The following is a 771-nucleotide window of genomic DNA, read 5'->3' on the forward strand; positions in this document are numbered from 1 at the left end:
CTTAACCTTGCAACAAATCGTAACTCGCCGGTTCATTCTACAAAAGGCACGCTATCACCCATTAACGGGCTCTAACTACTTGTAGGCACACGGTTTCAGGAACTGTTTCACTCCCCTTCCGGGGTGCTTTTCACCTTTCCCTCACGGTACTGGTTCACTATCGGTCACTAGGGAGTATTTAGCCTTGGGAGATGGTCCTCCCGGATTCCGACGGAATTTCACGTGTTCCGCCGTACTCAGGATCCACTCTGGAGGGAAAGCCATTTCAACTACCGGGCTGTTACCGTCTTTGGCGGGCCTTTCCAGACCGCTTCATTTATAACTTTCTTTTGTAACTCCGTATAGAGTGTCCTACAACCCCAAGAAGCAAGCTTCTTGGTTTGGGCTCTTTCCGTTTCGCTCGCCGCTACTCAGGAAATCGATTTTTCTTTCTCTTCCTCCAGGTACTTAGATGTTTCAGTTCCCTGGGTCTGCCTTCCTCACGCTATGTATTCACGTAAGGATACTATCCGACTAAAGATAGTGGGTTCCCCCATTCGGAAATCTCTGGATCAACGCTTACGTACAGCTCCCCAAAGCATATCGGTGTTAGTCCCGTCCTTCTTCGGCTCCTAGTGCCAAGGCATCCACCGTGCGCCCTTTCTAACTTAACCAATTTACTTCGTCGAAGTAAAGGTTGTTTTTCTGATTTTCCGTATCAGCGATGATACTTCTTATCAGATGAAAGATTCACTTTCAGATGATTCTCGGTTACTTGTGTCATAGATAATT

At 47.2% G+C, this 771-nt stretch carries 1 rRNA gene; it reads right to left on the bottom strand.

The window, feature by feature from the left end:
* Positions 1 to 653: ribosomal RNA gene (locus tag HCJ45_RS14795) — 23S ribosomal RNA — on the bottom strand; the annotation flags it as partial.
* Positions 654 to 771 lie beyond the last annotated feature (118 nt).

Origin of the sequence: Listeria immobilis (genome assembly GCF_014322845.1) — a bacterium.
Classification (GTDB): domain Bacteria; phylum Bacillota; class Bacilli; order Lactobacillales; family Listeriaceae; genus Listeria; species Listeria immobilis.